This window comes from Flagellimonas allohymeniacidonis, assembly GCF_004296335.1.
Taxonomy (GTDB): Bacteria; Bacteroidota; Bacteroidia; order Flavobacteriales; family Flavobacteriaceae; genus Flagellimonas; species Flagellimonas allohymeniacidonis.
Window position 1 is genome coordinate 1,476,370 of the sequence record NZ_SGIU01000002.1, and the last position, 23,501, is coordinate 1,499,870.

General features: G+C 42.4%; 24 protein-coding genes. 9 read left to right on the top strand and 15 right to left on the bottom strand.

Annotation, left to right across the window (positions count from 1 at the left end; all coding sequences use genetic code 11):
• Nucleotides 1-74: 74 nt before the first annotated feature.
• Entirely contained in the window at nucleotides 75-1,862 is a 1,788-nt protein-coding gene (locus tag EW142_RS15155) for an alpha-amylase family glycosyl hydrolase (RefSeq protein ID WP_240740229.1), read from the top strand.
• A gap of 53 nt (nucleotides 1,863-1,915) precedes the next feature.
• On the opposite strand, the gene EW142_RS15160 is transcribed toward EW142_RS15155, so the two are convergent.
• Complete coding sequence (locus EW142_RS15160; RefSeq protein WP_240740230.1) at nucleotides 1,916-2,314, bottom strand: hypothetical protein; 399 nt, start codon at nucleotides 2,312-2,314, stop codon at nucleotides 1,916-1,918.
• Between the two features lie 207 nt (nucleotides 2,315-2,521).
• Between EW142_RS15160 and EW142_RS15165 the strand changes: the two genes are divergently transcribed.
• Both EW142_RS15165 and EW142_RS15170 read left to right on the top strand, forming a co-directional pair.
• A complete protein-coding gene (locus EW142_RS15165) occupies nucleotides 2,522-3,271 on the top strand; it encodes a glycerophosphodiester phosphodiesterase (RefSeq protein WP_165395290.1) in 750 nt (249 codons plus the stop codon).
• On the top strand, nucleotides 3,271-4,548 hold the full coding sequence (locus EW142_RS15170) for a BaiN/RdsA family NAD(P)/FAD-dependent oxidoreductase (protein ID WP_130615297.1): 1,278 nt from the start codon (nucleotides 3,271-3,273) through the stop codon (nucleotides 4,546-4,548). The genes EW142_RS15165 and EW142_RS15170 overlap by 1 nt, the downstream gene beginning before the upstream one ends.
• Nucleotide 4,549: 1 nt before the next feature.
• Here EW142_RS15170 and EW142_RS15175 read toward each other — a convergent pair whose 3' ends face one another.
• Both EW142_RS15175 and glpK read right to left on the bottom strand, forming a co-directional pair.
• Nucleotides 4,550-5,278, bottom strand: a complete 729-nt coding sequence (locus tag EW142_RS15175) for an MIP/aquaporin family protein (RefSeq protein ID WP_130615299.1) — start codon at nucleotides 5,276-5,278, stop codon at nucleotides 4,550-4,552.
• A gap of 13 nt (nucleotides 5,279-5,291) precedes the next feature.
• Entirely contained in the window at nucleotides 5,292-6,788 is a 1,497-nt protein-coding gene (glpK, locus tag EW142_RS15180) for a glycerol kinase GlpK (protein WP_130615301.1), read from the bottom strand.
• Nucleotides 6,789-6,862: 74 nt separating this feature from the next.
• Here glpK and EW142_RS15185 point away from each other — a divergent pair, with 74 nt between their 5' ends.
• Nucleotides 6,863-7,402, top strand: coding sequence for a DUF1697 domain-containing protein (locus tag EW142_RS15185; protein WP_130615303.1), 540 nt, complete (start codon nucleotides 6,863-6,865; stop codon nucleotides 7,400-7,402).
• A 4-nt stretch (nucleotides 7,403-7,406) separates the two neighbouring features.
• Here the strand turns inward: EW142_RS15185 and EW142_RS15190 are convergent, their stop codons facing one another.
• Nucleotides 7,407-7,883 carry a TspO/MBR family protein gene (locus tag EW142_RS15190; RefSeq protein ID WP_130615305.1) on the bottom strand — a complete coding sequence of 159 codons (477 nt, stop codon included), beginning with the start codon at nucleotides 7,881-7,883 and terminating at the stop codon, nucleotides 7,407-7,409.
• 91 nt (nucleotides 7,884-7,974) lie between these two features.
• Here EW142_RS15190 and EW142_RS15195 point away from each other — a divergent pair, with 91 nt between their 5' ends.
• The gene (locus tag EW142_RS15195) at nucleotides 7,975-9,057 is read left to right on the top strand and encodes a diphosphomevalonate decarboxylase (protein ID WP_130615307.1); all 1,083 of its coding nucleotides are present in this window, start codon (nucleotides 7,975-7,977) and stop codon (nucleotides 9,055-9,057) included.
• Between the two features lie 32 nt (nucleotides 9,058-9,089).
• On the opposite strand, the gene EW142_RS15200 is transcribed toward EW142_RS15195, so the two are convergent.
• A complete protein-coding gene (locus EW142_RS15200) occupies nucleotides 9,090-9,800 on the bottom strand; it encodes a hypothetical protein (RefSeq protein WP_130615309.1) in 711 nt (236 codons plus the stop codon).
• A 350-nt stretch (nucleotides 9,801-10,150) separates the two neighbouring features.
• Here EW142_RS15200 and EW142_RS15205 point away from each other — a divergent pair, with 350 nt between their 5' ends.
• The 4 genes from EW142_RS15205 (at nucleotide 10,151) to EW142_RS15220 (ending at nucleotide 13,876) form a co-directional block, all read left to right on the top strand.
• A complete protein-coding gene (locus EW142_RS15205; RefSeq protein WP_130615311.1) occupies nucleotides 10,151-11,089 on the top strand; it encodes a mevalonate kinase family protein in 939 nt (312 codons plus the stop codon).
• A gap of 9 nt (nucleotides 11,090-11,098) precedes the next feature.
• Nucleotides 11,099-12,004 (top strand): geranylgeranylglycerol-phosphate geranylgeranyltransferase, encoded by a 906-nt coding sequence (locus EW142_RS15210; RefSeq protein WP_130615313.1) that lies wholly within the window; start codon nucleotides 11,099-11,101, stop codon nucleotides 12,002-12,004.
• Nucleotides 12,004-12,954, top strand: a complete 951-nt coding sequence (locus EW142_RS15215) for a carbon-nitrogen hydrolase family protein (RefSeq protein WP_130615315.1) — start codon at nucleotides 12,004-12,006, stop codon at nucleotides 12,952-12,954. Before EW142_RS15210 ends, EW142_RS15215 begins: the two co-directional genes overlap by 1 nt.
• Nucleotides 12,955-13,033: 79 nt before the next feature.
• Nucleotides 13,034-13,876 (top strand): pseudouridine synthase, encoded by an 843-nt coding sequence (locus EW142_RS15220; RefSeq protein WP_130615317.1) that lies wholly within the window; start codon nucleotides 13,034-13,036, stop codon nucleotides 13,874-13,876.
• Between the two features lie 86 nt (nucleotides 13,877-13,962).
• On the opposite strand, the gene EW142_RS15225 is transcribed toward EW142_RS15220, so the two are convergent.
• The 10 genes from EW142_RS15225 to EW142_RS15270 all read right to left on the bottom strand — a co-directional run bounded on the left by EW142_RS15225 (nucleotide 13,963) and on the right by EW142_RS15270 (nucleotide 23,492).
• Complete coding sequence (locus tag EW142_RS15225; protein ID WP_240740231.1) at nucleotides 13,963-14,343, bottom strand: VOC family protein; 381 nt, start codon at nucleotides 14,341-14,343, stop codon at nucleotides 13,963-13,965.
• Nucleotides 14,344-14,670: 327 nt separating this feature from the next.
• Nucleotides 14,671-15,957, bottom strand: coding sequence for an argininosuccinate lyase (gene argH, locus EW142_RS15230; RefSeq protein ID WP_130615321.1), 1,287 nt, complete (start codon nucleotides 15,955-15,957; stop codon nucleotides 14,671-14,673).
• A gap of 47 nt (nucleotides 15,958-16,004) precedes the next feature.
• On the bottom strand, nucleotides 16,005-17,081 hold the full coding sequence (locus EW142_RS15235; protein WP_130615323.1) for a M20 family metallo-hydrolase: 1,077 nt from the start codon (nucleotides 17,079-17,081) through the stop codon (nucleotides 16,005-16,007).
• Nucleotides 17,078-17,857 (bottom strand): acetylglutamate kinase, encoded by a 780-nt coding sequence (argB, locus tag EW142_RS15240; protein WP_130615325.1) that lies wholly within the window; start codon nucleotides 17,855-17,857, stop codon nucleotides 17,078-17,080. The genes EW142_RS15235 and argB overlap by 4 nt, the downstream gene beginning before the upstream one ends.
• A complete protein-coding gene (locus EW142_RS15245; protein WP_130615327.1) occupies nucleotides 17,854-18,792 on the bottom strand; it encodes a Rossmann-fold NAD(P)-binding domain-containing protein in 939 nt (312 codons plus the stop codon). The genes argB and EW142_RS15245 overlap by 4 nt, the downstream gene beginning before the upstream one ends.
• Complete coding sequence (locus tag EW142_RS15250) at nucleotides 18,789-19,916, bottom strand: aspartate aminotransferase family protein (protein WP_130615329.1); 1,128 nt, start codon at nucleotides 19,914-19,916, stop codon at nucleotides 18,789-18,791. Before EW142_RS15250 ends, EW142_RS15245 begins: the two co-directional genes overlap by 4 nt.
• 1 nt (nucleotide 19,917) lies before the next feature.
• Nucleotides 19,918-20,712, bottom strand: a complete 795-nt coding sequence (gene proC, locus EW142_RS15255; protein WP_130615331.1) for a pyrroline-5-carboxylate reductase — start codon at nucleotides 20,710-20,712, stop codon at nucleotides 19,918-19,920.
• Between the two features lie 11 nt (nucleotides 20,713-20,723).
• Complete coding sequence (gene argC / locus EW142_RS15260) at nucleotides 20,724-21,698, bottom strand: N-acetyl-gamma-glutamyl-phosphate reductase (protein WP_130615333.1); 975 nt, start codon at nucleotides 21,696-21,698, stop codon at nucleotides 20,724-20,726.
• Nucleotides 21,691-22,881 (bottom strand): argininosuccinate synthase, encoded by a 1,191-nt coding sequence (argG, locus tag EW142_RS15265; RefSeq protein WP_130615335.1) that lies wholly within the window; start codon nucleotides 22,879-22,881, stop codon nucleotides 21,691-21,693. The genes argC and argG overlap by 8 nt, the downstream gene beginning before the upstream one ends.
• The gene (locus EW142_RS15270) at nucleotides 22,878-23,492 is read right to left on the bottom strand and encodes a GNAT family N-acetyltransferase (RefSeq protein ID WP_130615337.1); all 615 of its coding nucleotides are present in this window, start codon (nucleotides 23,490-23,492) and stop codon (nucleotides 22,878-22,880) included. Before EW142_RS15270 ends, argG begins: the two co-directional genes overlap by 4 nt.
• Nucleotides 23,493-23,501: the final 9 nt, after the last annotated feature.

The window sequence follows — 23,501 nt, forward strand, 5'->3', positions numbered from 1 at the left end:
GGCCGCTCTTCCTTAGTGCAATTATTCTAATTGGGATAATCATCTCATGTCAACCTAAAGCAAAATCCGAGGAAATGCAATCCACTGTGAAAAGAAAGGCAGTAGTATACCAAGTTTTTACCAGACTTTTTGGCAATACCAATACAAACAACAAACCTTGGGGCACTCTTGAAGAAAACGGCGTCGGGAAATTTGCTGATTTTACAGATAAAGCCCTTTTGGAAATAAAGGCTTTGGGTGTCACCCATATTTGGTACACCGGAGTACCGCATCACGCGGTTATTGGAGATTATACGGCTTACGGTATTTCCAATGATGATCCCGATGTGGTGAAAGGTAGGGCAGGGTCTCCCTATGCGGTTAAGGATTATTATAATGTGAATCCAGATTTGGCCATAGACCCCAACAACCGATTACAAGAGTTTAAGGACTTGATCGAAAGAAGCCATAAAGCAGGATTAAAGGTGCTTATCGATATTGTGCCCAATCATGTTGCTCGTGATTATAAGGGGCTCACCAATCCTAAAGGTGTTTCTGATTTTGGGGCAGAGGACGACACCACTTTGGTCTATCATGTAAACAATAATTTTTACTACTTACCGGGAGAACGCTTTGAAGTACCTGATTGGGAAGGTGGGTATTTACCCCTCGGAGGGGAGAACACTTTGCTTTCCAATGGCAAGTTCGAAGAAAATCCAGCCAAATGGACGGGCAATGGATCTCGATTGGCCAAACCCAACTTTAATGATTGGTACGAGACGGTGAAGGTGAATTACGGAGTTAGACCAGATGGCACAAAGGATTTTGCCGAGCTGCCCGAAGCCTATGCCAAGGAAGATTACGAAGCCCATCATGCATTTTGGAAGGACAAAAAATTACCTGACTCTTGGGTAAAGTTCAGGGATATTGCCCTGTACTGGCTTGATTTGGGTGTTGATGGCTTCCGGTTCGATATGGCAGAAATGGTGCCGGTCGAGTTTTGGAGTTATATGAATTCAAGCATTAAGATGAAAAATCCGGATGCTTTTCTGCTAGCTGAGGTATATAATCCAAGTCTTTATCGGGAATATATCCATAAGGGGAAAATGGATTATCTCTACGATAAAGTGGAACTGTATGATAGCATAAAACATATTATGAAAGGATATGGGTGGACCGATCACATTCCGGTGGTACAAAAAGGGATGGCCGATATTGAGCACCATATGCTTCACTTTCTGGAGAATCATGATGAGCAACGAATAGCTAGTCCAGACTTTGCAGGGAACCCTCAACTGGCCAAGCCAGCAATGGTGGTTTCAGCTACGATCAGTACCTCACCCACTATGATCTACTTCGGACAGGAAGTGGGAGAACCAGGTGCTGATGACGCTGGTTTTGGTAAACCCACCCGCACCTCAATTTTTGATTACGTTGGGGTTCCCCACCATCAACGTTGGGTCAACAACAAAAAGTTCGATGGGGGACAACTTTCGGAGGAAGAAAAAGAACTAAGGGATTTCTACAAAAGGCTTTTGAACTTTACCATAAACAGCGAGGCCCTCATGGGCGAGTATCAAGAAATTCACTTTTTTAATAAGGAACACACCCAAAATTATGACCATCGCGTGCTTTCCTATGTACGATGGAGTGCCAATGAAAAGTTGATCATTGTTTCCAATTGGGAAGGTGCGAGGAATTATTCCATTGAATTAAAAGTTCCTGGAGATATCATTGAAAAATGGAATTTGAAGGATGGTATTTACACCTTGGAAGATCAACTCTACAACAAAACCCAGACAGAACTCAAAGTAGAAAATGGCTTAGGAACTGTTACATTGCATTTGGAGCCTTTGGAGTCCCTTGTACTTCAGCTAAAATAAAAGAGCGAATCACCTCGGTGACTCGCTCCCAGTTTTAAGGTCGGTTAGTTAATTCACTCCTTGGCAGCCGTTTTTTGATAAATAAAGGCTATAACGGCTCCAATAATACCATAATAGGCAATATCGATTACGGCTTCGACCACATGTCCGGTCAAATCCATCCATTCAGCGGTGGCATACCAGATTAGTCCCATGGATATTCCGACAAAAACGCCGATCCAGGCCCCAAATTGAAATCCCTGTCCAATGGAATGGTGTCCTCTGGCCCATTTGCTGTAAAGTGTGCTGAGAACAAAAGCTCCAACAAGATTGCCCAATGCAATCAATCCTAAATTGGGTTCAGCTTTCATTGCATTCACTATGGAATGCTCTTCAAAAAAATCTGCGGTAGCAATACCCCAAATCAGAAAACCCAAAAAAAACATGACCACCCCTGCAATTAGGGTTGCCAACAAATTTGATTTTGAAAACATGTTGGTTATATATTGGTTAGTAATGTCTCAAAAATATTAAATATTTTATGACAATATGACAAAAATTTATATTTATTAATGAAGAATCAATGATTTAAGGTGTTTTCAAGTATTCTTTTTAAGGTGAAAAATTCTTTGTTTTTATTTACCTGGCAAGTTGTATTTTTAGTCCTAAAATCAAATTGAATGAGAAATAAATTAGCCCTTATTGGAATTCTAATCCTTACTACTGCATGCAATATGAACAATAGCAAACCATTGGTTATAGGTCACAGGGGAGCTATGGGCCATGAGACCGAAAACACGCTGGCATCCGTACAAAAGGCATTGGACTTGGGTGTGGACATGATTGAGATTGATGTATTTCAAATTCAGAGTGGTGAAATAGTAGTTTTTCATGATGAACGCGTGGAGCGTTTGGCAAATGGCGGTGGTCGAATTGAAGAATACAACATCTTCGACCTTAATCAGCTAACACTTGATGGTAACCACAAAATACCGATGTTGCAAGATGTGTTGGGACTCATAAACAACAAAGTGGCCCTCAATATCGAGTTGAAAGGTGCAAATACGGCCGAAAGGGTCAATTTCATTATGGATTACTATATCCGTCAGAAAGGGTGGAGTGCAGAAAATTTTATTATTTCCAGCTTTAAGTGGGATGAACTAAAAAAGATGAGAGCGTTTAATACGGAGGTTCGCATTGCCGTACTTACAGAAAAGGATCCTCTCACCGCTCTTGATATGGCCAAGGAATTGGGTGCAGTTGCCATCAATCCGAATTACGCTATGCTTACGGCCGAAAATACATCAAAAATTCAGCAAGAGGGTTTCAAAGTCTACACTTGGACGGTAAACGAACCTAAGGACATTGAGAATATGAAAGCTTTCGGTGTGGATGGAATCATAACCAATTTTCCAGAACGGGTCAATTAATGTTCGATGTAATTATTGCAGGGGGTGGAGCTGCGGGATTCTATGGGGCCATTCAAATGGCCGAACATAATCCTCACCTGTCGATCGCAATACTCGAACGGGGTAAAACCGTACTTACGAAAGTAAAAATTTCGGGAGGGGGAAGGTGTAATGTGACCCAGGGCGAGTTTTCGGCGAGAGAGCTTGTTTCTGGATACCCGAGGGGTGAGAAAGAGCTCTTGGGACCTTTTCATCGACATGGCCCAGCCGATGTAGTCTCCTTTTTTGAGGAAAAGGGTGTTCCACTCAAAATTGAATCGGATGGCAGGGTATTTCCGAAGAGCAATTCCTCTCAAACAATTATCGATTGTTTTCTTTCTGAGACCGACCGTTTGGGGATTCAGGTGATTTGCAATAGTTCTGTGCAAAACTTCAGAAAAAATAGGGAAAGTGATAGCTGGGAACTAAACACGGTGAACAAGAAGTACGCCGCGAAAAACTTGCTGTTGTGCACTGGCAGTAATTCGAGAATCTGGAAAATCCTGAAGGAAATGGGACATACCATTGTACCTCCAGTTCCTTCTCTTTTCACTTTTAATATTAAGGATGACAGAATTGATGGGATTCAGGGGATAAGCGTAAATGCTAAGGTTGAAGTGTTGCCCAAGAAAATATTTGCGTCAGAAATCAATGTAAAATTGAAAAGCGCCAAAAATCGAGCAACAGTTTTGGAAGCCGAAGGTCCAATTTTGATTACCCATTGGGGACTTAGTGGTCCGGCCATTTTAAAGCTATCTGCCTGGGGTGCCCGAGTGTTGAATGCCTATAAATACCAATTCCGCATTAAGGTCAATTGGGTGCCCGAATATTCTACGGAATCCTTTGAAGGATTACTTCGAAAGGTAAAGGAGGTCGAACCGAAGAAAACCGTATCCAGGTCACATGTGGTGGATATCCCTCAAAGACTTTGGGGCAAATTGATTTTGGCTGCTGGAATCAATAAGGCATCAAGATGGGCGGAGATAACGAATGCCCAATTGCAACATTTATCCAAAGAGCTGACCCAATGTGTTTTTCGGGTAGATGGTAAAAGCACTTTTAAAGAAGAGTTTGTTACCGCGGGTGGGGTAGACTTATCTGAGATCAACTTCAAGACCTTTGAAAGCAAACTACATCCAGGACTCTTTTTTGCCGGGGAAATCATTAATGTAGATGGAATAACCGGAGGCTACAATTTTCAGAACGCATGGACCGGTGCCTTTTTTGCAGCCAAGGCCATTGCAGAAAGGGAGAGCTAAATTATTGCAGCCAAAGTGAGAGATACGCGGCAATGGCAGCACCTAAAGTGGGCCCTAAAATAGGAACCCAAGAATAACTCCAACCATTACTCCCTTTATTCTTCAAAGGTACCAGCGTGTGAACAATTCGAGGCCCTAAATCACGAGCAGGATTAATGGCATAACCTGTTGTTCCTCCCAAACTTAATCCAATGCCCCAAACAATAAGTGCAACAGGAAGAGCTCCCAAGGAGCCTAGCCCAATTATGCTGTTATCATTCCCATTTGTGGCATCGGTAAAATAAAGTACCGCAAACACGAGAACAAAAGTGCCGAGCAGTTCTCCCAAAATGTTGAGAAACCGGTTGGGTATTGCTGGGGCAGTGCAAAAAACGGCCCTTTTGCTATCACCATCCTCGGTGGCATCAAAGTGTTTTTTATGCATGAGCCACACGAAGAACGCCCCAAGCATAGCGCCCAACATTTGTGCGATGAGGTATTGGGGCACATCGTAAATGGAAAACTCTCCTGCAAGGGCCAAACCTATGGTGACGGCAGGGTTGAGATGCGCACCACTGTAAGGACCCGCCACGACGACTGCCGTATAGACCGCCAAGCCCCATCCCGTGGTGATTACAATCCAGCCGGAACTGTTGCCATAGGTCTTTTGTAAAACAACATTGGCATTTACACCACATCCCATGAGAATCAATAAGAAGGTGCCAATAATTTCGGAAACAAAGGGAGTCATAAGGTTCTTTGGTTTAGTTGGATTTTGTCCAGTGTTCTAAGGCGTCAATAGCTCTATACCATCCTTTAATTCCTTCCTCTACAGCTTCTCTTTCGGCGGTAGGATTAAAACGAACGTCGGTCTGCCAGATATCTTGAATTTCTTCAGGGCTCTTCCAGAAACCGACAGCCAAACCTGCAAGATATGCTGCGCCCATCACCGTGGTTTCCACAATCTTGGGACGAATGGTAACCGTGTTCAATACATCAGCCTGAAACTTCATAAGCATGTCGTTTACCGTAGCGCCTCCATCCACCCGAAGTTCTTGAATGGAAATTCCCGAATCGGCTTCCATCGCCTTCAAAATATCCATGGTCTGATATGCAATGGATTCCAAGGCGGCACGTGCGATATGCGCATCGGTGCTTCCTCGGGTAAGGCCAAATATGGTCCCCTGTGCATATTGATTCCAATGTGGGGCACCCAATCCTGCAAAAGCTGGAACGAAGTAGACTCCATCAGAACTGTCGACCGAACTGGCCAATGGTTCAACGTCCGAAGACTTTTGGATGATCTTTAAGCTATCACGAAGCCATTGCACAACGGCGCCTGCAATAAAGATACTGCCCTCCAAAGCGTATTGCGTTTTTCCATTGATTTTCCAAGCAACGGTGGTCAACAAATTATTTTCGGAGACGATAGGTTTTTCGCCAATGTTCATAAGCATAAAACAACCTGTGCCATAGGTGTTTTTTACCATCCCTTCCTGGGTGCACATTTGACCAAAAAGGGCCGCCTGTTGGTCACCTGCAATCCCTGCAATCGGAATTTTGGCTGCAAAAAAATTGGGTCCGGTATGCCCATAAACCTCGCTGGATTGCTTCACTTCTGGAAGCATACTTTTTGGGATGGTAAGAAGTTCCAACAGCTCATCATCCCATTCCATGGTATTGATATTAAATAGTAAAGATCGACATGCATTGGTAACATCGGTGACGTGTAAGGCCCCTTGCGTCATTTTCCAAATAAGCCAGGTGTCAATGGTCCCTAAAATCAAATCACCTGCCTCAGCTTTTTCACGTGCCCCTTCTACGTTATCGAGGATCCACTTAACCTTTGTCCCCGAAAAGTAGGAATCAATCACAAGCCCTGTTTTCTGTCTGACCATTTCAGATTTGCCTTGCTGTTTAAGCTTATCACAGTAGGCCGAGGTACGCTTGTCTTGCCAAACAATGGCGTTGTAGACAGGTTCGCCAGAGTTTTTATCCCACACCACTACGGTTTCCCGCTGGTTAGTGATGCCGATAGCGGCTATTTCCTCTCCCTTTATTCCCTTTTTACTAACAGCTTCGGCCGCCATGCCTGCTTGGGTGGCCCAAATTTCGGTAGCATCGTGCTCTACCCATCCCGGCTTGGGGAAGATTTGTGTAAATTCTTTTTGTGCTACGGAAACAATGCTTCCCTTTTTATCTACCACAACAGCTCTTGAGCTGGTTGTACCTTGATCTAGGGCAAGGATGTATTGACTCATTTTGGTTATTTTAATGCGTCTGAATTTACTAAAATAAATTGGAGCGCTCGCTCGACCTGATAAAAATCAAAAAAATGAAAACGTACATCGCTTTATTAAGGGGAATTAATGTTGGAGGCCAGAAAAAAATAAAAATGGCCGAGCTAAGGAAAGCCTTATCCACCAGAACTCTTCAAAATGTGCAAACCTATATTCAAAGCGGAAATATTGTTTTACAAAGTGAACAGGAAATCCCACATTCGATTTCTGACGAAATCCATACGATCATTTACAAAAGTTTTGGTTTTGAAGTGCCTGTTTTGGTGGTTACCAGTGAAGAGATTCAACAAATTTTGAAAAATAATCCTTTCGCAGACCAAGAAGAAGATAACCGACTTTATTTCGTACTGTTGAAACAAGAACCTCTGGAGCAATTAGTGGAAGAGTTCAACCAATTAAGTTTTGAAAACGAAGATTTTCATATTGCCCCGAACTGTGTATATCTCAGATGTAAAATAGGATATGGCAATGCCAAACTAAGTACGAACCTTATCGAAAAGAAACTTGCCGTGGAAGCCACCGCCAGAAATTTAAGGACTCTGCAAAAGTTGTTGGCTTTGTCAGAAATTCAATGAATCTTCAATTCAACATCCAAATCTTATAGTTCAGGGCCGTAGCGAAACCTACCCAAAGGAGGTAAGGAATCAGTAGTATAGCAGCTACCTTGCTAACCACTCTAAACCATCTAATGGTCAATATGATAAGAGTCAACAAAACCAAAATGACCAGTAGGGCCCAAAAGGGGCTTTGGAATCCAAAAAAGACAATGCTCCAAAGTGCATTGAAAAGTAACTGAAAACCGAAATGATAGAGTGCTGTTTTTACCCAGATATGGTGAAACCCTTTTGACCAAACAATTCCGGCAGCAACACCCATCAAAACATACAAAACAGTCCAAACTGGTGCGAAAACCTCATTGGGTGGGTTAAAACTTGGTTTATTCAAGGTGGTATACCATGTGTTCACGGAACTTTGCGTCGCAAAACTAGAAAGAAAGCCAATCAACAGGCATATCACTACTGTAATAAAGATGTACGTAATTCTCTTTCGGTTCATGATTGGCGTATCTCCCCTAAAATAGTAATTTATTTGAATCCTGACGCTTTGGTGAAAAGGCCATGCGCTATATTTGCCCAAACTGTTTTCAATGACCGAAAAAGACTTTGTTCCCAACTCGTACAAAGTACTTCCTGAAGAGGGTAGAGTGACTTGGAAAGCACCAAGTAACATTGCTTTAGTAAAATATTGGGGAAAAAAGCCAGATCAAATACCCGCAAATCCTTCCATAAGTTTTACGTTAGATACATCAGCTACCACTACCACGCTTGCTTTTAGGCGAAAAAGACGGGCTGATTCAAAAATTTCATTCGACCTCTTTTTTGAAGGAGAACCCAAGGAGAGTTTTAACCCTAAGATTCAAACTTTTTTGGAGCGGATTGAAAACTATGTCCCCTTCGTCAAGGATTATCACTTAACCATTGAAACCTCAAATTCTTTTCCCCATAGCAGTGGAATAGCATCTTCTGCTAGTGGCATGGCTGCGCTCGCCCTATGTTTAATGAGCATGGAAAAGCAGATTCTAGGTGACATAACTGCTGATTTTTTTAATAGAAAGGCTTCCTTTTTGGCTCGATTGGGCTCTGGAAGCGCTTGCAGAAGTATTGAGGGAGGTCTGATACAATGGGGGGGTACTGACTCCATTTCGGGGAGTTCCGACTTATTTGGAATTCAATATCCGTTTGAAGTCCATCCGGTTTTTCAAGATTTTCAAGATACTATTTTGCTTGTTCATAAAGGTCAAAAACAGGTCAGTAGCACGGTAGGGCATAATTTGATGCACGATCACCCCTATGCTGAAGGGCGTTTTTCACAGGCCCATGAAAATTTGAAAAACTTAAAACCCATTTTGGCCCAGGGCGATTTGGAAGCTTTTATTAAGATTGTGGAAAGTGAGGCGCTGACCCTTCATGCGATGATGCTCACAAGCCTACCTTATTTCATTTTAATGAAGCCTGACACACTCGAAATCATCAACAAGATTTGGCAATATCGTGAAAAGACAAATCACTCGGTTTGTTTCACGTTGGATGCAGGAGCCAACGTACACATGCTGTATCCGAAATCCATAAAAGACGTGGTGTCACAATTCATTCAGAATGAATTGGTTGCACATTGCGAGAATGGACAATGGATTGATGATCAATTAGGAAAAGGAGCAGTTTTGTTGTAAGATCAAGCGCTTTCTGAAGTAGCAATACCAACCTAGGGAAGGCCTGTTTGTTTGGCCCTTATTTTGATTGTTAAGGAACTCTTTTTCGAATAAGACGAGATATAAATAAGCAAACTGTAAATAAATAGCGCTATTCCAAGCATTTCCAAAACTTCTTCGATAGTGTAAAAAACCGCAAATCGAAAATCCTCTCCATTGACTTCGTAGTGTTTTCCCTCAAACAATTCTATACCAAGAGCTCCAAAAACAAAGATGAGCCCGGATAGAACAAAAAGCAAGCGAATTTTTTTGGGGAGATTCAATAAGAAAGGAAGATAGAGTACACCCAGTACAATTACCGCTATGCCATATGGAATCACCCATGCAAAGTAAAGATATCCTCCTACTTCAAAGTGGCTCCTTATCAATTCCATCAAAACCTCATGAAATGAGAACATCTCATCAAAACCTAGAAAGATGAATATGAAGCAAAGTAATAACCATAAATTCTTCTTGGATTTAGGATTGCTTGAACTTTGAGCTATGTAAAAGAGAAGAAAAGCAGATAAAAAAAGAGAAAGCGTAGCGTATAGTGTGGGGAGGTTATCTTCACTGTTTAAATCAAATAAGGATGCTGCTTTTTTAATTAGTGAGTCATCAGTGTTAAGGCTAACCGCCAAACTTATAACATTAAAAACTAACAAGATTCCAATAATAACAAGTAGTGTCCTGAGTACTGCCCAAGGCGTTATTACCCACTTCATTTAATACGGTTAACATTTTCTTTAAATAAAAGTAATGATTTCCTGACATATGCTTCATCTGATTTAACGGAAGGATAGCCAAGTGCCCCAACCATAATCTACTAGAATGTGGCTATATCGGAACAAGGTCTGGCCAAGTTTGTTGTGCTTTGCCGTAATCGAAGTATATTTGCCATTGAATTGGAATAAAGGCAGGTAGAATAAATACCGGTAACAGAGATTCAAGGTGAATTTTTACTGTTAGTATTCATCAAAAGCCAAAGAATTCCTAAAAATGAAATACCATTGCATTTTTGTTTATCTTTAAACAGTAAAAGGTTGAACAAAAATAATTTTTGAAGCAATCGACTATGAAAGGACCGCTTTTTTATTCTAAAATTCTACTCTTCGGGGAGTACGGAATCATTAAGGATTCCAAAGGACTTTCCATTCCCTATAACTTTTTTAAGGGAGCTTTGAAGACCGATGAGAACCCTTCAGAGTCTGCAAAAAATTCGAATCAAAGTTTACACCTATTTGCCGAATACCTTGAAAATTTGGAAATGGAGGATAGCCAATGGGTCTCTTTTGATTTGAAATCCTTGAAGGAAGATGTTGAAAAGGGAATGTATTTCGACAGTTCCATACCCCAAGGCTACGGAATTGGAAGTAGTGGTGCCTTGGTAGCGGCCATTTATGACAAATATTCCAATGATAAAATCACGGTTCTTGAAAACTTGACCCGTGAAAAGCTTCTGAAATTGAAGGCGATTTTCTCAAAAATGGAATCGTTTTTTCATGGAAAGTCTTCAGGTTTAGATCCTTTGAACAGCTATTTGAGTTTGCCTATCTTAATCAATTCCAAAGACAATATTGAGTCCACCAGCATTCCTTCCCAAAATAAGAAAGGAAAAGGTGCAGTATTTTTGTTGGACAGTGGCATGACCGGCGAAACCGCGCCCATGGTTCAAATTTTCATGGAAAAGATGAAGCAGGAAGGCTTCCGAAGCATGATCAAAAACCAGTTCATCAAACATACCGATGCTTGTGTGGAGGATTTCTTGAATGGTAACGTCAAATCCCTTTTTGGAAACCTAAAGCAGCTTTCCCATGTGGTTTTGGATAATTTTAAGCCAATGATTCCTTCCAAGTTCCATGATCTATGGCAAAAGGGAATCGAAACCAACGACTATTACCTTAAACTATGTGGTTCTGGTGGTGGAGGCTACATTTTAGGGTTTACCCAAGACTTCGAAAAAGCCAAAGAATCCCTTGTCGGACACAAATTGGAAGTGGTCTACAACTTCTAAATCCTAAAAATGCTTAGTCGAAAAAACAAACTCTTGCTTTTTAAGCTGTTGAGTCTGTTTTCCGTGGTGAGGGGCTACAACATCTTGGTGATTACCCTTGCCCAGTACTTGGCATCCATCTATATTCTTTCTCCCGACCTTCCCCTTCGAGATGTTATTCTCGACATTAATCTTTTTTTGATTGTGACCGCTTCAGCTTTGGTGATTGCCAGTGGCTATATTATCAACAACTTTTATGATGCCGAAAAGGATTTGATCAATAAACCCACCAAAAGTATGCTGGACCGTTTGGTGAGCCAACGCTTTAAATTGACCACCTATTTCATCCTTAATTTTCTGGCGGTAATTGCGGCAAGTTATATTTCCTTCAGGGCTGTTTTCTTTTTCTCTGCCTACATTTTTGGTATTTGGTTGTATTCGCATAAACTAAAACGGATTCCCTTCTTGGGAAACTTGGTTTCGGCTACTTTGGCGATTGCTCCGTTTTTTGTGGTCTTTGTTTACTATAAAAATTTTGAGACCGTCATTTTTGTCCATGCCCTCTTTCTGTTCCTTTTGATTTTGGCACGTGAAATGATCAAGGATCTGGAAAATATGGCTGGTGATCTCGCTCAAAATTATCGAACCATACCCATTCTATATGGAGCAAAGATTTCCAAAGGATTGATTGCCTTATTGATTCTTCTCACTTGGATACCCGCCCTACTGCTGATCAAAATCTTTGATGTGGGTTATATGTATCTGTACTTTTGGTTATGCATCGTTCTGTTGGGGCTTTTTCTGGTGCTGCTTTGGAAGGCCGCTGGGAAAAAGCATTATGTTTGGCTGCACAATATCCTAAAGTTTATCATAGTCGCGGGAGTTTTCAGTATTTTGCTGATTGATGTGGACTTGGTCCTAAATCGAATTTTATAATGGAAAATCATCTTAAAGTGGCTATGGCCCAAATTGCTCCGGTTTGGCTGAATAAAAAAGCTACCCTCGACAAAGTAAAAAGTACCATTCTGGAAGCTTCTAACGAAGAAGCTGAATTAATTGTTTTTGGCGAAGCCTTTCTGCCCGGTTACCCGTTTTGGTTGGCCTATACCGAAGGGGCAGCTTGGGATTTGAAGATCAACAAAGAGTTGCATGCCCACTACACCCGAAATTCCATTCAGATTGAAGCCGGGGAACTGGACGATTTGTGCAAGCTCGCAAAAGAGAAGAACATGGCCGTGTATTTAGGCATGATGGAACGCGCCAAAGACCGGGGAGGCCATAGTTTGTATTGCTCTTTGGTATACATTGACCAACAAGGGGAAATCAAATCCGTGCACCGAAAGTTGCAACCCACCTACGATGAACGCCTGACCTGGGCTCCTGGTGATGGAAACGGGTTACGAGTGCATGCACTGAAGCAATTCACGGTCGGTGGACTCAACTGTTGGGAAAACTGGATGCCCCTGCCACGAACTGCCCTTTATGGGCAAGGGGAGAATTTACATGTAGCCATATGGCCCGGAAACCTCAATAACACTCAAGATATTACCCGTTTTATCGCCAGGGAATCCCGAAGCTATGTGATTTCGGTTTCCTCCATGATGCGAACTTCCGATTTTCCAGATGATACACCTCACTTGGATAAAATCTTGCAAAAAGCACCAAAAGTTTTAGCCAATGGAGGGTCTTGTATAGCTGGACCTGATGGCGAGTGGTTGGTTGAACCCGTGATCAATAAAGAGGGATTGATTTACCACACTTTAGACGTAAACCGAGTCTATGAAGAACGACAAAACTTTGACCCAGTAGGGCACTATTCCCGCCCTGATGTCACCAAATTAACAGTCAACCGCGAACGACAATCCACTGTGGATTTTAAAGAATAGTTTTCTTTTCATATTGAGCCCTGTCCAAAGGTGCTCAGGCAGAAAGGATTACCTACCTTTGCAAAAAATTTAATGACTGATGGCGAAATCAGACTATAATCGAGGGCGAAAACCTTCGAAGCATTCTTCCAAGGGACCACAGAAAAAGCAATTTGCCCGAAAGCCCAAATCACAGGACAGACCCCAAAGACCGGCACCAAAATCAAACCCCGATGAGATTCGGTTGAACCGGTATATTGCCAATGCGGGTATTTGTTCCCGTAGGGAGGCGGACACTTATATTGCCGCTGGAAATGTTACCGTGAATGGCAAGGTCATTACCGAAATGGGATTTAAGGTAAAACGTTCCGATGATGTTCGTTTTGATGGGCGGAAGCTCAGCTTGGAAAAGAAGGAATATGTGCTCTTGAACAAACCCAAGAATTTCATTACAACCACCAGTGATGAAAAAGGTCGCCGCACGGTAATGGAATTGGTTTCTAGTGCCTCTAAGGCACGTTTGTTGCCCGTGGGTCGACTGGACCGCAATACCACTGGACTTTTATTGTTCACCAATGACGGGGATATCACCAAAAAACTGACCCATCCCAAACATGGGGTTCGAAAGATTTACCAGGTCACTTTGGATAAAAATCTTGCGCTAACCGACCTCCGAAAAATTGAAGCGGGATTGGAATTGGAGGATGGCACCATTGAGGTGGACCAAGTGAGTTATATTCAAGGCCAACCCAAAAAAGAGGTGGGTATAGAGATTCACAGTGGTCGAAACCGCATTGTCCGAAGAATTTTTGAACATCTGGACTATAATGTCATCAAGTTGGATCGTGTGATTTTTGCCGGGCTTACCAAAAAAGACCTACCACGAGGGCATTGGAGGCATTTAACGGAGCAAGAGGTGATTAATCTGAGGATGATAAGGTAGTACCGAGCAAACTAGGGTCAATTCAATTTCTGCAAAAGGCTTTTTTTGGAAGCTCACTTATTGCCATTGTGTGTGTAGGGTTTTCATTATACCCATGGATTGTATGAGCCAAAATTCCATATGTACCCTTCTGGATCTTGACAACTGTATCCGCGACCACCATAGTCCTCGTCTTTAATATCTAATACTATTCTTGCTCCAGCTGCAACTGTGCTACGATAATGATCATCGATTTCTTCAACAATGATATATGGGACTTGTGTATTAATTCCATTTAGGTCTTTAGGGGTCTTGATGAATTGACCAAATTCATTATGGTTTTCAGATCCTAACATTATCATAGAATTACCAAATTTTAGCTGCGCATGAGCGATAGTTTCATTTTCACTTGGGACAATCAAATGCTTTTCAAAACCGAAAGTACTACATAGCCACTCAATTGCTGCTTGAGCATCCTTGTATCTCATTGTTAGAATTATAACTGATCCGTTTCGTTCCATAATTGTATAGTTTATTGGTTTATATTGTTAAGACGTTTGCTAAAAAGAAAAATGGACAAGTTTTTCATAAAAATCTATTGAAAGCACTTCAATAGGTCGACAGAATTGGATGATAATAAAAAAGGAAGAAAGATTTTAAAAGGGATATCGTCAATAAATATTACACACAACAATTGAGCTAAGGACTGTTTCAATGATCTTTAGCACCAGATAAGTGAAGTTCGGGAAATTCGGCTCGCATTGCAAAAGGGAAATTGACGGATTTCCAATATTAGTTTACGATTTTTAGAGACCCTAAAGAATAATGGCCTTTTCCATTTTTGCCCGTATCTCCTGCAAACACAAATTTCCTAAACTCCCATCATGGGTGTGCTCTATGTCCCGTTTCGGTTGAAAGGTGCCCGCTTCAATTTCGGCTCCCATTTTTTTATAGGCATCCCGAAACGGCATTCCATTTTTTACGAGTTCATTCAAGGTATCAACACTAAATAGATAATCATACTTGGGGTCGTCGAGAATCTCAGCATTGACTTGAACTTCCTTTAAACTGAAATGCATCATTTCCAAACAAGCCTTCATGTCTTGTAGCGCTGGAACTATGATTTCCTTTACCAATTGTAGATCACGGTGGTACCCGCTGGGCAGATTATTGATAATCACGGTCAATTGGTTCGGCACCGCTTGGATTTTGTTGCATTTGGCCCGGATCAGCTCAAAAACATCGGGGTTTTTCTTGTGGGGCATAATGCTACTCCCCGTGGTCAATTCGTTGGGGAAAGAGATAAAGTTGAAGTTTTGGCTCATGTACAGGCAAATGTCCATCGCTAATTTCGAGAGCGTTGAAGCCACGCTTGAAATGCCAAAGGCCGTGGCCCGCTCCGCCTTTCCCCGGCCCATTTGGGCGGCAACAACATTGTATTTTAAAGTTTCAAAATTCATTTCTTCCGTGGTGAAAGTACGGTCAATAGGAAAGGAACTCCCATAACCTGCTGCACTTCCCAAAGGGTTTTGGTCAGCAGCTTTAAAGGCGGCATTCAAAAAATGAACATCATCCACCAAACTTTCGGCGAAGGCAGAAAACCAAAGCCCAAAGGAGGAAGGCATGGCAATCTGGAGGTGTGTATACCCAGGAAGCAGCACTTTTCGATGCTTTTCGGCCAACTCCAACAGCAAATCAAACAAAGTTTTGACCAAACTCTTTACCTCTGCGAGTTCATCTTTAAGATATAATTGCATGGCTACGAGCACTTGGTCGTTTCGTGATCGCGCGGTATGGATTTTCTTCCCGGTATCCCCCAATTTTTGGATCAACAAATACTCAATTTTTGAATGCATGTCCTCAAACTCCTCCTCGATGGTGAAATCTCCAGCTTTAATGGCTTCGTCAATAATGTCCAACTCTCGTGTTAGGCCTTTGGCTTCCTCAGCAGTAATTAACCCAACATGACCCAACATTTTGGCATGGGCCTTTGAGGCCATTACATCGTACTTCGCCAAAACGAGGTCCAATTCACGGTCGTTGCCAACCGTAAAATGGTCAATTTTTTTATCTGTACTAAAGCCTTTGTCCCAGAGTTTCATTTAGGTGGATGTTAGTTGTTTGATGTCTGATGCTTGCTGTTTGCTTTTTAGTTCTCGGAAAGAAATCCTTCCAAAATTTTAATATACAAATCAATACCTTCTTCAATCTCATGTAGGTGGATAAATTCATTCGCCGAATGTGAACGAGTGCTATCCCCAGGCCCCAATTTTACGGATTGACAGCTCAAGGCCGCTTGATCGGAAAGGGTAGGCGAACCATAGGTTTTTCGCCCAAGGCCAATACCACTTTTGACCAAACCGTGTTCAGGGTCTATGGCTGACGAGTTCAATCGCAACGATCTCGGGGTCAACTTACATGGAGCTTCTTGTTCCAAATACTTGGCAATTTCCTGATTGGTGTAACGGTCGTTTACACGTACGTCGACTACCAAATTAACATGGGCTGGCACTACGTTGTGTTGATGACCAGCACTTATTTGGGTCACTGTCATTTTTACTTCTCCCAACGTATCGGATACTTTATCGAAGGAATAATTTTTGAACCAATTCAACACCTCAATGCTATTGTAAATGGAGTTGTTGTTGTTGGGATGGGCCGCGTGTGAAGGTGTACCTTCCACAACCCCGTCAAAAACAATGAGGCCCTTTTCTGCAATGGCCAGATCCATTAGAGTGGGCTCTCCCACAATGGCCACATCAATCTCTGGAAGAATCGGCAACAGGGCCCTTAGGCTTTTTTCTCCGGCATCTTCTTCCTCAGCCGTGGCAGCCATAATGATATTATGGTTCAAGTTTTCCCGCTCATAAAAATGTACAAAAGTGGCCAATAAGGAAACCAAGCACCCTCCAGCGTCATTGCTCCCCAAACCATATAATTTTCCATCTTCCACATGGGCATCAAAGGGATCTTTGGTGTATGCCGTATTGGGTTTTACGGTATCATGATGTGAATTCAGCAACAGAGTAGGTTTGCCTTCATCATAATGTTTGTTGAATGCATAGATGTTGTTAAACTGTCTTTGTGTTTTAACGCCAAACCCATGCAACCAGACCTCAATTGCATCTCCGGTTTCGTCTTCCTCACCCGAAAATGAAGGAGTAGCGATCAACTTCTTCAGAAGTGCAATGGCTTTGTTCGTGAGTTGTTCTTGTTCGACCTTCATAATGTGAGTGTAGTAAAAGTTGTTGACTCATTCCTAATCATACTGCTATCGCCAATGCACACTTTTTTCACCTTGTTTTGCAAGGCATAAAAACAATTGTGGAGTTTCGGTAGCATCCCATCCGAAATAATACCTTCCTCCAAAAGGGTTTTATAGGAGTGGGAATCAATATGCGTAATTACGGAGTTTTCATCAGAAACATTGCGCAGAACCCCCTTCTTTTCAAAACAATAATAAAGCGTGGTTTCAAAGTGGGACGTCAAGCCAACAGCAAGCTCTGAGGCTATGGTATCGGCATTGGTATTCAATAATTGACCTTTACCATCATGCGTAAGCGCACAAAAAACAGGAGTAAAACCGGTTTGAAGCAGACTAAAAACGCCTTGGGCGTTGACGGCTTCAATATCGCCAACAAAACCAAAATCCACCTCTTGGACAGCCCTTTTATGCGCCCTGATGGAACCGCCGTCCGCTCCGCTCATTCCAATGGAGTTGGTGCCCAAACCTTGCAATTTGGCAACGATATTTTTGTTGACCAAGCCACCATAGACCATTACAGCTACATCCAAGCTCTGTGCATCGGTGATTCGTCTACCGTTTGTCATTTTGGCCTCAATACCCAGTTTATTTCCCATTTCCGTAGCCTTTTTGCCTCCACCGTGGACCAATATTTTGGCACCTTTCATATGGGAAAAAGATTGTAGTAATTGGAAAAGTCCATCGTTATCTTCGATGATATTTCCTCCTATTTTTACTATGGACAGGGTCTCCTTCATAGACTTTCCAAGATTTTTTTCAATACAATCTGTACCGAAAAGGTTCGATTGTTAGCTTGTTCGGTGGTCAGGCTCTGAGGGCCATCCAATACTGCATCTTCAACCACCACATTTCTTCGTACAGGAAGGCAATGCATGAATTTTGCTTTTCCCAATTTTTCTTGGGTCATCATCCAATTGGAATCCTGATGCAATACTTTTCCATAATTGGAATAGCTGCTCCAGTTTTTCACATAGACAAAATCGGCCTGTTCCAATGCTTTTGCTTGATCATATTCGATTTGGCATCCATGGGTAATTTCTGGATTGAGCTCATAGCCCTTGGGATGCGTGATTACAAATTCAGCATGTTGCATCTTTATCATGGAGACGAACGAATTTGCCACCGCATGTGGAAGTGCTTTGGGATGTGGAGCCCAAGAAAGGACAATCTTTGGCTTTGCTTTAGTTTTGTTCTCCTCCATGGTTATGGCATCTGCCAGGGCTTGAAGCGGGTGGGCTGTGGAACTTTCCATATTGACCACTGGAACCGAGGCATATTTTCGAAATCCCCGAAGAACTTCTTCGGCTTCGTCTGTTTTCTTGTTCTGCAATCCTGCAAATGCACGGATAGCAAGGATATCACAGTATTGTGAAACCACGCGGGCAGCTTCTTTGATGTGTTCCGAAGTGCTATGGTTCATAACAGTGCCATCACCAAATTCCAAAGTCCAGCCTTCTTTTCCAAAGTTCATGATCAAAACCTGCATGCCCAAATGCAAGGCAGCTTTTTGAGTGCTCAATCGGGTGCGTAGGCTGTTATTAAAAAACAGGAGGCAAATGGTCTTGTTCTTCCCCAATGCATCAAACTGGTAGGGACTTTTTTTCAAGGCAATAGCGTCTTCCACCAAATTGGGCAGTGAGTCAATATCATTCAAAGAGAGAAAATGCTTCATACCAATTCTTGTTTTAGTGCATCAAAAAACAAATCAATATGTGACTTGGTAATGTTTAGAGCCGGGAGAATCCGGAGTAACTTTTTGTTTTTTGACCCACCTGCAAATAGGTGTTGCTTATGGATCAATCGTTTTCTGAGGTCGGCTACTTCAAAATCAAATTCAAGTCCGAGCATGAGCCCTCTTCCCTTTATCTTTTTCACATGAGGTAGCTCTGTCGCCTTTTCCATAAAATATTCTCCAAGCTTTCGAGAATTCTTAATCAAATTTTCGTCTTCCAAAACTTCTAGAACAGCTAAAGTGGCCGCACAGGCAAGATGATTTCCACCAAAGGTGGTGCCCAAAAGCCCATAGGACGCCTTAATGGATTCATGGATGAGAATTCCTCCCACGGGGAAACCGTTGCCCATACCTTTTGCTATGGAAATGATATCGGGCTGAATATCGTGATGTTGAAAGGCAAAAAATTTTCCACTTCGCCCAAATCCGGATTGCACTTCGTCTGCAATGAGCACAATCCCATTGGCTTTGCACGTTTCGGCAATATGTTGAAAGAACTCCGTGGTAGGTTCGTCCAATCCGCCGACCCCTTGAATGGCCTCTAAAATTACCGCACAATAGTCGTTGGTTTGAATTGCCTTTTCGAAAGCTTCGAAATCATTCAAAGGCAGGAATGTGACCTGTTGCTGTTTGTTGATGGGGGCGTTGATGGCGGGATTGTCCGTGGTCGCTACCGCTGCGGAGGTCCTTCCGTGAAAGCTGTTCCCAAAAGCAATTACTTTTGATCTTCCAGTGTGGAAAGAAGCCAATTTCAAGGCATTTTCATTGGCCTCAGCACCCGAATTGCAAAGAAACAAGTTGTAGTCCTTGCAATTTGAGAGCTTTTCCAACTTTTCTACCAATTCCAATTGCAGAGGATTTTGGATGGAATTGCTGTAAAAACCAATTTTATCCAATTGGGACTTTATCCGATTTACATAATGCGGGTGCGAATGCCCAATGGAAATAACTGCATGGCCTCCATAAAAATCGAGATAGGTGTCACCTTTTTCATCAACCACTTCAATTCCTTTGGCGGATACTGGGGAGACGTCGTAAAGGGGATATACATCAAAAAGCTTCATCTTACCCTTTTCTTATTTGATTAATCTTTTCAAATGAGGTCACAATTCCTTTGATCAAGGAAGAGCTGAGACCTTGATGTTCCATTTCATTCAAACCTTCAATGGTACAACCTTTCGGCGTGGTCACCCTATCGATTTCTTCTTCCGGATGGGTGCCCGAATCAATGAGCAGATTGGCTGCCCCATTGCAAGTGTGCATGGCAAGTTCTTGGGCTTCCTTAGCATCAAAACCTAGCTGGATGGCACCTTGCGTGGTGGCCCGTATCAAGCGCATCCAAAACGCGATACCGCTAGCACATATGACTGTAGCCGCCTGCATTTGTTCCTCCGGAATTTCTAATGAATGTCCCATGCGGTTGAATATCGCCTTCGCGAGGTCAATGCGTTTTTTGCCCAATTCATTGGTGCAAATGCAAGTCATGGAATTACCTACAGAAATGGCCGTATTTGGCATACTTCGAATAATGTATTGGTCCGATCCTATGATGGCTTCCATTTTGGAAATTCTGAAACCAGTAATGGTGCTGATGATGACATGATTTTCGTTGAGCAAGTCCTTGATCTCTTCCAAAATGGCCGCAAAATGACCAGGCTGTACGGCAAAAATGAGTACATCCGAATTTTTTACTGCTTCTCGGTTATTTGAAGTGACCGTGACATTGCCATATTTCTCGAAATTTTGAATTTCCACTGTGTTTCGCTTGGTCAAATACATGGTGGTTGCACCGTTGCTGTGCAAAACTCCTTTGGCAATGGCCAATCCTAAATTTCCGGCTCCTATAATCGCTATTTTCATGATATTCTTTTTTAAAAAACCCCTGCTTTAAGTTGCAAACCTTCTTTTTCGTCAAAACCAAAAATCAGGTTCATATTCTGAATGGCTTGTCCCGAGGCACCTTTCAGAAGGTTATCGATTGCTGAAGTAATCAGCAAAACATCTTCGTGCTTGTGCAGGTGTATATGGCAGTTATTGGTGTTTACTACTTGTTTTAGATGAATAGGATCCCCTGAAACATGGGTAAATACAGCATTGGAATAGAAATCGCCATATAGGCTTTGTGCCTCCTCCAAGGCGCCCTCAAATTTTGTATAGGCTGTTGCAAAAATTCCTCTGGTGAAGTTTCCACGATTGGGGAGAAAGTTTAGGGTTCCCACAGGATTTCCAAAGGAGGCAACACTTTCTCCAATTTCGCCCAAATGTTGATGGGTGAAAGGTTTGTACCATGAAACATTGTTATTTCTCCAGCTAAAGTGAGAGGTTGCGGATAGTCCAACACCAGCACCTGTACTTCCGGTCACGGCATTAATATGGACTTCATTTGACAACCGACCTGCTTTCGCCAAAGGCAGCAGGGCCAATTGAACGGCGGTCGCAAAACATCCAGGGTTGGCGATATAGGACGCAGGTATTATCTGCTCTTTATGCAACTCTGGAAGACCGTAAACAAATGTTTTTCCTTGATAAACCGCATCTTCCTGTAGCCTGAAGTCATTGCTTAGGTCAATGATTTTTGTCTCTGGGCTAAACGTGTTCTCTTCCAAGAACTTCTTTGAATTTCCATGACCGAGACATAAAAAAACCACATCTATATTGGGATTGATTTCCCCTGAAAATTTCATATCGGTTAGCCCCAAAATATCCGGATGAGCCGAACTAAGGGCTTTTCCAGCTCGTGTGGTACTGAACACAAAATCTATCTTCGCTTCTGCATGGTTCAGAAGCAAGCGAATTAATTCACCACCCGTATATCCAGACCCTCCTATTATTCCAACTTTAATCATCGCTCAGGTTTGAATGTGTTGCAATTTTTCCTGGGTTGGACAGGATTTTAATGAATCCCTTGGCATCGTCGGCAGTCCATCCCTTGTTCATTTCACCATAACTTCCGAAGGAAGCATTCATCAAGTCGTGATTGGATTTCACACCGTTCAGCTCAAAACGATAGGGATGAAGCGTGACAAATACATTTCCCGATACATTTTTTTGAGTGTCGGTCAAAAAGATCTCTATGTTTCGCATCACCTCGTCCAAATAGTTGCCTTCATGCAGCAGCATTCCATAAAAGTTCCCCAGCTGTTCTTTTTGGTATTGTTGCCACTTGCTCAAAGTGTGTTTTTCCAGCAAATGGTGCGCTTTTATGATAATCAAAGGTGCGGCGGCCTCGAATCCTACGCGACCTTTGATCCCAATAATGGTGTCCCCCACATGAATGTCCCTACCAATGGCATATTTGGAAGCGATTTCAGAGAGCTTTTCAATATTCTCAACAGGGGTGGCGATTTCTCCATCTATTGCTACCAATTCCCCTTTTTGAAAGGTCAATTTTAACTCTTTTGGGATTTCTTTTTCGAGCTGGCTTGGATAGGCGGTACCAGGTAAAGGCAGATGGGAAGTCAAAGTTTCATCCCCTCCTACCGAAGTACCCCATAGGCCTCGGTTGATGGAGTATTTTGCCTTTTCCCAAGAATATTCGATTCCGTTTTTCTGTAGATATTCGATTTCTTCCTCTCGAGACAGTTTGTTATCCCTAATTGGGGTAATAATCTTGATATCAGGAGCCATGATTTGAAAGATCATATCGAACCGAACTTGGTCGTTGCCGGCTCCTGTACTGCCATGAGCGATGTATTCTGCGCCCATTTTCTTGGCGTAATTCACAATTTCAAGGGCTTGGACGATTCGCTCGGCACTTACAGAAAGTGGATAAGTGTTATTACGCAACACGTTCCCAAAAATCAGATATTTCACCACTTTTTCGTAGAAATGGGAAACCGCATCGATGGAAGTATAGGTGGTTGCCCCCAACTCAAGGGCTTTTTGCTCGATTTCTGAAATTTCCTGTTTGGAAAATCCTCCTGTGTTCACGCTTACCGCATGAACTTCAAAGCCTTCCTCTTGGGAAAGGTATTTGGCACAATACGATGTGTCCAATCCGCCGCTGTAAGCCAGTACTAGTTTTTTCATTTTGTTTTCTTTTTTAGGAAAAGGTTCTGTTTCATTTCCTTTAATCGTTGAAAGGCCTTTCCATTAAGCTTTCTCGATTTATATTTTTGTGCGTTGGAGTCGTACAACATTCCCGTACAAAGGCACATTTTGCGTTCGGTTCTAGTAAGAATATCAAAGTTCTTGCAGGTCTGGCAGCCTTTCCAGAAGTCCGGATCATCGGTGAGCTCTGAAAAAGTCACAGGCTTGTACCCGAGTTCATAATTCATTTTCATCACGGCAAGCCCAGTGGTAATCCCAAAGATTTTGGCATTGGGAAATTTTTTCCTCGATAGTTCAAAAACGGCTTTTTTAATTTTTTTTGCCAAACCTTGGTTTCGATAATCGGGATGCACAATCAAGCCCGAGTTGGCCACGAAGTTTTTATTGCCCCAAACTTCGATATAGCAAAAGCCCGCAAAGTTATCCCCATCAAGGGCAATCACGGCATTGCCATTTTGCAATCTTTTGATGATGTATTCAGGTGTTCTTTGCGCAATACCGGTACCTCTGACCTTTGCAGAGTCGGTAATGGTATCACTTATGATCTGTGCGTACTTAAAATGTGATTCGTTAGCAACTAAAATTTCCATTGCTACTTT

What these genes read in the sequence shown, in the direction of transcription:
- EW142_RS15155 (WP_240740229.1), top strand. Translation starts at nt 75, where the DNA reads ATGCAATCCACTGTGAAAAGAAAGGCAGTAGTATACCAAGTTTTTACC.
- EW142_RS15165 (WP_165395290.1), top strand. Translation starts at nt 2,522, where the DNA reads ATGAGAAATAAATTAGCCCTTATTGGAATTCTAATCCTTACTACTGCA.
- EW142_RS15170 (WP_130615297.1), top strand. Translation starts at nt 3,271, where the DNA reads ATGTTCGATGTAATTATTGCAGGGGGTGGAGCTGCGGGATTCTATGGG.
- EW142_RS15175 (WP_130615299.1), bottom strand. Translation starts at nt 5,278, where the DNA reads ATGACTCCCTTTGTTTCCGAAATTATTGGCACCTTCTTATTGATTCTC.
- glpK (WP_130615301.1), bottom strand. Translation starts at nt 6,788, where the DNA reads ATGAGTCAATACATCCTTGCCCTAGATCAAGGTACAACCAGCTCAAGA.
- EW142_RS15185 (WP_130615303.1), top strand. Translation starts at nt 6,863, where the DNA reads ATGAAAACGTACATCGCTTTATTAAGGGGAATTAATGTTGGAGGCCAG.
- EW142_RS15190 (WP_130615305.1), bottom strand. Translation starts at nt 7,883, where the DNA reads ATGAACCGAAAGAGAATTACGTACATCTTTATTACAGTAGTGATATGC.
- EW142_RS15195 (WP_130615307.1), top strand. Translation starts at nt 7,975, where the DNA reads ATGACCGAAAAAGACTTTGTTCCCAACTCGTACAAAGTACTTCCTGAA.
- EW142_RS15200 (WP_130615309.1), bottom strand. Translation starts at nt 9,800, where the DNA reads ATGAAGTGGGTAATAACGCCTTGGGCAGTACTCAGGACACTACTTGTT.
- EW142_RS15205 (WP_130615311.1), top strand. Translation starts at nt 10,151, where the DNA reads ATGAAAGGACCGCTTTTTTATTCTAAAATTCTACTCTTCGGGGAGTAC.
- EW142_RS15210 (WP_130615313.1), top strand. Translation starts at nt 11,099, where the DNA reads ATGCTTAGTCGAAAAAACAAACTCTTGCTTTTTAAGCTGTTGAGTCTG.
- EW142_RS15215 (WP_130615315.1), top strand. Translation starts at nt 12,004, where the DNA reads ATGGAAAATCATCTTAAAGTGGCTATGGCCCAAATTGCTCCGGTTTGG.
- EW142_RS15220 (WP_130615317.1), top strand. Translation starts at nt 13,034, where the DNA reads ATGGCGAAATCAGACTATAATCGAGGGCGAAAACCTTCGAAGCATTCT.
- EW142_RS15225 (WP_240740231.1), bottom strand. Translation starts at nt 14,343, where the DNA reads ATGAGATACAAGGATGCTCAAGCAGCAATTGAGTGGCTATGTAGTACT.
- argH (WP_130615321.1), bottom strand. Translation starts at nt 15,957, where the DNA reads ATGAAACTCTGGGACAAAGGCTTTAGTACAGATAAAAAAATTGACCAT.
- EW142_RS15235 (WP_130615323.1), bottom strand. Translation starts at nt 17,081, where the DNA reads ATGAAGGTCGAACAAGAACAACTCACGAACAAAGCCATTGCACTTCTG.
- argB (WP_130615325.1), bottom strand. Translation starts at nt 17,857, where the DNA reads ATGAAGGAGACCCTGTCCATAGTAAAAATAGGAGGAAATATCATCGAA.
- EW142_RS15245 (WP_130615327.1), bottom strand. Translation starts at nt 18,792, where the DNA reads ATGAAGCATTTTCTCTCTTTGAATGATATTGACTCACTGCCCAATTTG.
- EW142_RS15250 (WP_130615329.1), bottom strand. Translation starts at nt 19,916, where the DNA reads ATGAAGCTTTTTGATGTATATCCCCTTTACGACGTCTCCCCAGTATCC.
- proC (WP_130615331.1), bottom strand. Translation starts at nt 20,712, where the DNA reads ATGAAAATAGCGATTATAGGAGCCGGAAATTTAGGATTGGCCATTGCC.
- argC (WP_130615333.1), bottom strand. Translation starts at nt 21,698, where the DNA reads ATGATTAAAGTTGGAATAATAGGAGGGTCTGGATATACGGGTGGTGAA.
- argG (WP_130615335.1), bottom strand. Translation starts at nt 22,881, where the DNA reads ATGAAAAAACTAGTACTGGCTTACAGCGGCGGATTGGACACATCGTAT.
- EW142_RS15270 (WP_130615337.1), bottom strand. Translation starts at nt 23,492, where the DNA reads ATGGAAATTTTAGTTGCTAACGAATCACATTTTAAGTACGCACAGATC.